Genomic DNA, 7617 nt, shown 5'->3' with positions numbered 1-7617 from the left:
CGATTGGAAATCAGAGATGGTATCTGTCTTATTTGAGCATGCCCATTTTTATGGGAGAAGTATTCATAATTTTGGATAATCAACAGCCGTGGTTATAAGGAGTGTTTTAGATAAATTTTTTGTTCTTCTATAGAATAAATAAGTAGAAATTAAAAGAGTAATTAACAAAATGTAATAAAAATAAAGTTCTGGATTGAACATGATTTCACTCCTAATGAAAAACTTAAGGGAAGTAGATATCTACCCCCTTTAAGATTTTTTAATTATTTATTGTTTTCCTCTTTTTTCTTCTTAACATCTTCTAATAACCAAGAAAGTGCATGGGCAAAACCATTGTCTTTTTCGTGTTTCAAGAAATATTTATCTCCTGTTGTATCAGCAAGGAAAGTAACTTGATCATTTTCAATTGCTGTTAAATCTTCATGACTCACAAAACCGTACATATCAATAAAACCAACAAACTCCGCATTGTATTCCTCTTTAAGTTGTTTTTTCACCATACTAACATGTTTCTCCTCCACGTGTGGTTTAAAGGCAAGTGTTATACGCTCGTCACCTTTTACAGCACGTGCTACAAATTGTTGAGGATTAACTTTGTGTTTCTTTACAAATTCCTTTAATTCCTTAAATTCTAATGGCCGAGAAAATGTGATAGTGGTATTAATATCCTCAACTTTTTTGTTCTTAATTTCATTATTTTTTTCGGTAATAAGTTTCTTGTATTTTTCTACACCCAATTCTGTTTTCTCAATATTTTTATACTGCTCTATTAGATTCGATTTATCAAAAGTTTGTTCCACTTCTTTATCCCCATTAGAAGCAGCATTCCCAATTTCAACTATGTTAAAAGTAAAGGCCAACGCACAACCTAGTCCAGCTACTGCCAACAAAAATTTTTTGCTCCAAGCCATCTTATTGACCTCCTTAAATAGTTACTATACCCGTGGTGCTAGTTGAGTGCTAGCGCTCAATTAGTCCGAGTGTGACAAGTGAATAGACCAACAAACGCCATCAAGTGCCACTTCAAATCCTGAAATGGGGTTGGCACAAATGTTTGTAATCCGATACTGATCGGCAAGGACAGAGAACACCGTCTCAATCACTTTTCGTTTATCTTTGATCCATCCCTCCCATGGTGACGATGAGTAATGCTTCTGTTTTCTGCGAGATGGAGTCCAGAAGGTAATTTGATATTCTTTATATATCTTTATTTGTAAATAATAATCAAAAATCCCTCGTCACCCAAATTGTAGAGATGGGGAACTTGTGTCATGGCTATTTCAGCGGCGACTCGATCATGACAAAACGCTTCCGCCACCTCATATCCCATTGGCAATCATTGATCGGTCACTTGAAGATAAAGCTTAAATCCGTAGTACCACTTCTGTTTCAACTCACAATACCCGATGTCAGCGATACCTTCTTAGAATTGTTGGACGTGATGCATTCTTGCATTATGGAACAACTCGATCGACATACTGTCTACGACTGCATAGGCATGGCGTTTTCCACGTTTAGCGAGTTCAGCGAATCCATTTGATCACGAAGAACAACGCTCGACACCGTCGATTGTACCGAAACCGTTCGATAAACTGTCGGTTGGTGAACAGGTTTCCCTCCACAAAGCAATGCCATGTCCGTTCAGAAGAAAAGCCCAACGGTTTTCCTAATAGATAAATGGCAATGATCACGGCATCTTTTTGTTTCACCAATGATGATTGCGGCGTTGCAAATATAGTTAAGAAAATGGTCGCATATTGTTTTTGAATTTTCGCTTGGTCTGTAAATGAAAGTGCTCTTGCACGGGAAGTCTCCTTTCGAGTGTTGACTGGCATTTTCATTATATATAGAAAATCTATGGGGAAGGGCTATTTACTCGATTTTATCTAGAACCACAGGTTTTATTTATGATTCTGTACTATTAGGTTGATTTTAATTATGGTCTTCCAAGGTTATCCCCGTAAGTAATCGCACGATAGCCACCACCATTTATGCAGTTGTTGTAATCAATAAAACCTTTTTTACTCATAGCAAAGTTTAACTGTATTTCTCCGCTGTCTCCGCTATCTCCATCTCTAAAATCTTCCCAGTTTGTTGTAAAGAAATACTGTTGGGAAACTACTGTACCTAATGCAACTACTTCTGATTCTTGGTTATCTACTCCACCGTCTGTCTCGAAATCAAATTTTGGATCAGGTAAATTTGTAGTAGAAGCATAAGCACTAATCTCTAAATCCAATGAATTATCAGGAACAGCCGTCATATCAACGGTAAAATATGCTGGAGAATTGTCACAACTTGTCCCAGGGTTATCTCCACCATTGTTATATTCTTTAATTTGACTCACATTATACGAATCTAAGGTAAACTTACTTTCTGTTCTAATATAGTAGAAGCCATCGTATCCAAAATACGATTTGAGACTACCTGTTCTCGGTACGTACGATCCGTTGCTGTAATTAGAGTAACTCCAAGATGTTGAATCTCCTGCTGTTTCCGCTAAAGCAGTTTCTCCTAATACGAAATTAGCAAGAATAGCAGTCAATGAAAATGTAAGTATCTTCTTTTTATTGAACATAATAACAACCTCCCTTAAGGTTAGTGCATTGAATGCATGTAACTATTCAGTCGCATAACCAAAGTGAGCTGAATAATTACTTTGACTTAATATTAAAAAAAAAAAAATGTCAATATTTTTTATATTAAATTTGTTATTGTAAAGGGGAAATTTAGGCTCTTCACCACAAGTTGTACTTGAGATTTTAAGATAGGTATGCATAGGGAAAATAGAGGGTACAAAAAATGCGAATTTTCCTGTATGGTAAAGGTGATCAAACCAAACCTGGAGGAAAATTCGCATGTACTCTCCGTTTATCAAAGAACTCATCGATTTACCAGATGTTTTGATTCAAAAGGTACGAAAAGAAGAAGATCGTTGGATTTTCGAACTTTCTCTGTCCGAACAATGCTCGGTTTGAAGCGCACGATCAAAATGATATGCAAAAAGAAGGAATGGATGCGTGGCTATGCTCAGCGAATCGGAATTTTTTGGATTTAACTTCCTGTCAAGCGCAGACGTTGTGGTACGTGTGGCATGACATTCAGCACGTCTTATCCAGCCATCTCTCCTCGAAGTGTGGCGACGGATGCTTTTCAGCAATGGGTCGCGCAATCTTGCATCGGAACATCATTTAGGCAGTGGCTTGTATGCTCAAGCTTCCTTATACGACCGTGGAATGTTGGTTTTATACTCATGCCCCTTCCTATCGAATGACATCCAACCAAAGGCGGTTTGTATTGATGAGTTTGCTTTTCGAAAAGGGCATGACTACGGAGTGGCGATCATGGATGCCGAAACGGGAAAAGTGCATGCTATTGAAGCAGGAAAGAACGAGGAAGCCATTGGACGTGCGTTGGCTCATGTGTCTTGTTCTGTTCAGTTTATCGTGAGCGATTTAGCTCCAGCGATGAAAAAAGCCATTCAAAGGGTTTGCCCAGAGGTGACACACGTGGTCGATTATTTCCATTTCATCCATATGTTTACTGATGCTTTAGAGCGTTGTCGCAAATATGTAGACAATGGGGACAAGAAACACGGAAATGTTCGTTACGTTTGTCGTTTATGGAGCCAATGTCCAGAGAAGCTGATGGAGGAAGAACGTCAAATTGTACGAGAATGGTGTAAGGAAAGTGATGACTTAAAGTCTGTCTACCGATCGTTTCAATATTTTCGCTATGTGTCCAAAAGCAAAGACGAACAACAGGCGAAGCGACGTTTGGAGGCTTGGATGCATCGGTATTCGTTTTGTCCTTGTTCGGTTGTGCGCGCGATTGCAAAAGCGCTCGTCAAGCGAACAGAAGAAATCGTTTCTTGCATTTTATCCCCTTACTCGAATGGGAAAATGGAAGGAACGAATAACAAGATCAAGCTGATGAAACGTCGAGGATACGGATACAGAAATATCCAACGTTTTGCATTGTGGGTTTGGTTAGAAACAGCTAACATGCTTTAATGGCAGGGGCAAGTACATCTTCAAGTACATCTTTTGGTGGTGAGCCATTTTTCGTATGTTCGTACAAACCATTTCATTCAATGAAACATATAGTAGTACATAGAAACAAAGAAAAGGAGGTTAAAGATGAATCAACTATTTGCGATTCCTCAATTAAAAGATATACGCCACCTTCTCCCTACTCGCTCTGGACAATCGTATAAAAAAACAACACTTGAACAAAAAACGCACATCATTATTCATCATAGCTTGACGAAAACAGGCTCCGCATTTGCGTTTGCCAATTATCATGTAAGCAAAGGATGGCCCGGGATCGGATACCATTTTGTCATTGAACAAGACGGAACGATTCATTTTTGCAACGACTTAGAAGCGATTAGCTACCATGTCGGCAACCATAACACTTATTGCATCGGCATTTGTTTAACAGGCGATTTTCGCACACAACAACCGACGGATGAACAAAAACAATCATTGAGAACGTTATACAAAACGCTTGTAAACATCTTGCCGAACTATAAAGACGTGAAAGGACATAACGAGCTAAAAGGATACGAATGGAAACAATGCCCTTGTTTTAACTATGCGCAAGTATTAACAGAAAAAGAAAACATCGAAATGAAAGAAGAAGTCAAACTGTATACCGTCGAACGAGGAGATACGCTATGGGCAATTAGTCAAAAAACAGGAGTAAGTGTCAAAACGTTATTACGCCTAAACCCACATGTTGATCCAAGAGCATTACAGCCTGGGCAACAAATAATCATTGAAAAACTAATAAAAAAAGAAGAAGTGAAGGCCCCATCACCACCATCCAATCAAACACCGAAGCAACAAAATCCAATTGAACAACTGATAAGTAAGCTTCCGAATAAAGTATTGCAATATGGCGATCGTGGTGAAGACGTTCGCATCTTACAACAAGCGCTAAATATGATCAATTTTAAATGCGGAGCAGAAGACGGAGTATTCGGCCAAAAAACGTTAGATGCCGTGAAACGAGTGAACCTTATGTTTTCAGGTGGAAATAAAAATGGCATGTATGACAAAAAAACGAAAAATTATATAATAAGCAAACTTAGAGAAAAAATGAAATAGCTTTCCATGACACGTCTCCCCTATAATAAAATATAAGGGGGGGATATTTTTATGCATATGGCAGATGCGCTTATTTCACCTGCGGTAGGAATTGCGATGTGGGGGGCTACAGCAGGTGTAGCAAGCTACTCATTAAAAAAATTAAACATAGAAGCAGACGAAAAAAAACTGCCGCTGATGGGAGTGCTTGGAGCATTTGTATTTGCAGCGCAAATGATTAACTTTGCGATTCCTGGTACAGGATCAAGCGGACATTTAGGTGGCGGATTGTTACTTGCCGCTTTGCTAGGTCCTTATGCAGCTTTTTTAACGTTAGCCGTTGTTTTATTTATTCAAGCGCTCTTTTTTGCAGATGGCGGACTGTTAGCGTTCGGATGCAACGTATTCAATCTCGGCTTTTACACATGTTTTATCGCATATCCGTTATATAAGCGACTCATTCGCCGAACAAACATATGGCTCGCTTCCATCATTGCAGCGGTCGTTGGATTACAACTCGGCGCATTTAGCGTTGTCGTTCAAACGTTGTTATCCGGAAAAGTCGAATTACCGTTTACGACGTTCACCTTATTTATGCAACCTGTTCATTTGGCGATTGGCATTGTGGAAGGAATGGCTACCGCGGCTGTCGTTTCATTTGTGATGAAAACAAAACCAGAGCTCTCAACACCGGCAAATACACCGACGAATCGTCTCATCGGGACACTCGGCTTACTTGCGCTTCTCATCGGTGGCATATTTTCATCGGTCGCTTCGTCAAAACCAGATGGATTAGAATGGTCTATTTTACGTACAGCAGGCACAGAGGAGCTGCATACAACAACGGCACTTCATCACGCGCTGGAACGTCTCCAACAATCGCTCGCTTTATTACCTGATTATAATTTGAGAAGCGGAGGCGCATCAATCGGATGGCTAGACGTCGGGACAAGCGTTTCTGGCATTATCGGTGTATTTATCGTTGCAATAGCAATGCTCGTACCATACATCATGAAAAAATGGAGAAAAGAAGCGTGATCCATGCACATATGTCAAATATGAAAAAGCGACGACATGATGTTCATCCGTTAAGCATGCTCATTATAACGTTTACATACATCTTCGTCGTCGCCTCGTTTCACACGTATGCGTTTATTGAACTCGTTCCATTATCGCTTTATCCAATTGCCATGATCGTGGTGCATCGTCTTTCTATTCGTCATATCAAAAGCATACTGCTCGCCTCTTTACCGTTTATTACAGTGATAGGGGCTTCGCAGTTGTTTTTTATTCATGAACATATATCATTTTTTCATTGGCGTATCGAAGCGCGGTGGCTCGTATTTGCCACTTTGTTTGTAAAAAATATACTTGCTGTTCTTGCAGCAACGGTGTTGTTTTTGACGACACCGATCGAGCAACTTGCAGGTGCGCTCCTTTCGTTGCGCATTCCTCGCCTGCTCGTTATACAATTGCTTTTGACATATCGATATATTTTTTTATTTTTAGAAGAAGCAAAACGACTGCGTCAAGCATATATGTTGCGCGCACCGAACCATCGCGCCATCCAATTATCCGTTTGGGGATCGCTCGTTGGACATTTGTTGTTGCGAACATTTGAACGTGCCGAGCGCGTGTATGAAGCGATGACGTTGCGCGGGTTTTCTATTCAACGTATGCATATAAAAATAAAACGATGGACAATGAAAGAAATGATTTACACATATGTCACTATTGGATTGTTCATCGTTTATCGTTTGGTGGTCATATGATGATAAACGTATCGAATATTTGTTACATATACCCAGATGGTCACGAAGCCATTCGTGATGTTTCTTTTTCCGTTCAACAAGGAGAATGCATCGGCATCATTGGAGCAAACGGTGCAGGAAAATCAACGTTATTAAAACTGCTCGTCGGATTGTACATGCCACAACGTGGACGTATCGTCATCGACAATATGCCCATGTCGAAACAAATGTTACAACATATTCGTCGCATCGTTGGCTTTACATTTCAACAAGCAGACGATCAATTATTTATGCCGACCGTTTACGACGATGTCGCATTTGCGCTTCGAAATAAAGGAATGAACGAAAATGAAGTGGAGCAACGAGTAATAAACGCTTTAACGCTTGTCGGTGCAATACATGTAAAAGATCGTCCACCTTATCGTTTATCAGAAGGAGAAAAACGGCTCGTCACCTTAGCAACTGTACTTGCGATGGAACCAAACATATTGCTCATGGACGAACCGACAGCAGCGTTAGATCCGAGAGCACGACGAACGCTCATTCATCTCGTTCAATCGTTGCCACATACAAAAATGATAACAACACACGATCTCGATTTTGTACTCGAATGTTGCGAGCGAACGATTGTACTCGCAAACGGGATGATCGTATATGACGGCCCGACAGATGCTGTATTAACAAACGAACCGTTTTTACACGAGCATCATTTAGAACTTCCCCTTATGCTGCAAGGGAGAAAATAAAGCGTGGCTCATTAGCCACGTTTTATTTTT

Annotated in this window: 7 protein-coding genes and 1 pseudogene; 5 read left to right on the top strand and 3 right to left on the bottom strand. The window is 39.9% G+C overall.

All coding sequences use genetic code 11. The features are described 5' to 3' along the window. Window positions 1-263 precede the first annotated feature (263 nt). The 3 genes and pseudogenes from EKC99_RS12035 to EKC99_RS12025 all read right to left on the bottom strand — a co-directional run bounded on the left by EKC99_RS12035 (window position 264) and on the right by EKC99_RS12025 (window position 2578). A complete protein-coding gene (locus tag EKC99_RS12035) occupies window positions 264-911 on the bottom strand; it encodes a hypothetical protein (RefSeq protein WP_163152044.1) in 648 nt (215 codons plus the stop codon). A gap of 49 nt (window positions 912-960) precedes the next feature. Further along, window positions 961-1804 (bottom strand): annotated as a pseudogene (locus tag EKC99_RS12030) (IS982 family transposase). Window positions 1805-1936: 132 nt separating this feature from the next. Continuing rightward, a complete protein-coding gene (locus EKC99_RS12025; RefSeq protein ID WP_163152041.1) occupies window positions 1937-2578 on the bottom strand; it encodes a hypothetical protein in 642 nt (213 codons plus the stop codon). A 568-nt stretch (window positions 2579-3146) separates the two neighbouring features. Between EKC99_RS12025 and EKC99_RS12020 the strand changes: the two genes are divergently transcribed. The 5 genes from EKC99_RS12020 to EKC99_RS12000 all read left to right on the top strand — a co-directional run bounded on the left by EKC99_RS12020 (window position 3147) and on the right by EKC99_RS12000 (window position 7587). Further along, on the top strand, window positions 3147-4013 hold the full coding sequence (locus EKC99_RS12020; protein WP_483296099.1) for an ISL3 family transposase: 867 nt from the start codon (window positions 3147-3149) through the stop codon (window positions 4011-4013). Between the two features lie 126 nt (window positions 4014-4139). Beyond that, on the top strand, window positions 4140-5111 hold the full coding sequence (locus EKC99_RS12015; RefSeq protein ID WP_163152039.1) for an N-acetylmuramoyl-L-alanine amidase: 972 nt from the start codon (window positions 4140-4142) through the stop codon (window positions 5109-5111). Window positions 5112-5162: 51 nt separating this feature from the next. Further along, entirely contained in the window at window positions 5163-6128 is a 966-nt protein-coding gene (locus EKC99_RS12010) for an energy-coupling factor ABC transporter permease (protein WP_163152037.1), read from the top strand. Further along, window positions 6110-6862 (top strand): energy-coupling factor transporter transmembrane component T, encoded by a 753-nt coding sequence (locus EKC99_RS12005; protein ID WP_163152035.1) that lies wholly within the window; start codon window positions 6110-6112, stop codon window positions 6860-6862. The genes EKC99_RS12010 and EKC99_RS12005 overlap by 19 nt, the downstream gene beginning before the upstream one ends. Further along, complete coding sequence (locus EKC99_RS12000) at window positions 6859-7587, top strand: energy-coupling factor ABC transporter ATP-binding protein (RefSeq protein ID WP_305793593.1); 729 nt, start codon at window positions 6859-6861, stop codon at window positions 7585-7587. Before EKC99_RS12005 ends, EKC99_RS12000 begins: the two co-directional genes overlap by 4 nt. Window positions 7588-7617: the final 30 nt, after the last annotated feature.

The organism is Anoxybacillus sp. MB8 (genome assembly GCF_011006755.1).
In the GTDB taxonomy this organism is placed as follows: domain Bacteria; phylum Bacillota; class Bacilli; order Bacillales; family Anoxybacillaceae; genus Anoxybacillus; species Anoxybacillus gonensis.
Note: the sequence above shows the minus strand (reverse complement) of the source record. Positions and strands in the feature narration are given on the sequence as shown.